Here is a 702-nt window from a genome sequence, read left to right as displayed (position 1 = left end):
GGCTTCGGCCTGCCGCGCTGGACACTGGGCTTCCTCAAACGGCGCCGCGAAAAGAAATTTCTCGCAGCCCTCCCCGACGCGGTCGACGTCATCGTCCGCGGCATCAAGGCGGGATTGCCGCTGTTCGATTCGATCAAGGTGGTCGCCGCCGACGCGCCGGAGCCGCTCCGCAGCGAATTCAACGCGATCATCGAGACGCAGGCGATCGGCATGCCGCTCGCCGACGCCTGCGCCCGGCTGTACGAGCGAATGCCACTGCCCGAAGCCAATTTCTTCGGCATCGTGATCGCGATCCAGCAGAAGTCGGGCGGCAACCTCTCGGAAGCACTCAGCAACCTTTCCAAGGTGCTGCGCGATCGCAAAAAGATGGCCGAGAAGATCCAGGCGATGTCGATGGAGGCCAAAGCCTCGGCGACGATCATCGGGGCGCTGCCGCTGATCGTGATGCTGCTGGTTTACCTGACCACCCCCGACTACATCTCGTTACTGTGGACGCATCCCACCGGGCGGCTTCTGCTCGCAGGCTCCGCGCTGTGGATGTCGGCAGGCATCTTCGTGATGAAGAAGATGATCAATTTCGACTTCTGAGGGCGATCCATGGTCGATTTTCTGATCGAGAAATTCCACGATACGCGCTTCATGGCGACGCTGCTCGCCGCGATCGCGGCCGCCGCCACCGCCCACACGCCGGTCCCTGTCTCT

1 protein-coding gene is annotated in these 702 nt (G+C 62.7%); it reads left to right on the top strand.

Features of this window, described 5'->3' with window-relative positions:
* Positions 1-588, top strand: a 588-nt coding sequence (locus DU475_RS23920; protein ID WP_164633530.1) for a type II secretion system F family protein, incomplete at its 5' end; no start/stop codon positions are given.
* Positions 589-702 lie beyond the last annotated feature (114 nt).

Origin of the sequence: Rhodopseudomonas sp. WA056, from assembly GCF_010906995.1 — a bacterium.
Taxonomy (GTDB): Bacteria; Pseudomonadota; Alphaproteobacteria; order Rhizobiales; family Xanthobacteraceae; genus Rhodopseudomonas; species Rhodopseudomonas palustris_G.
Note: the sequence above shows the minus strand (reverse complement) of the source record. Positions and strands in the feature narration are given on the sequence as shown.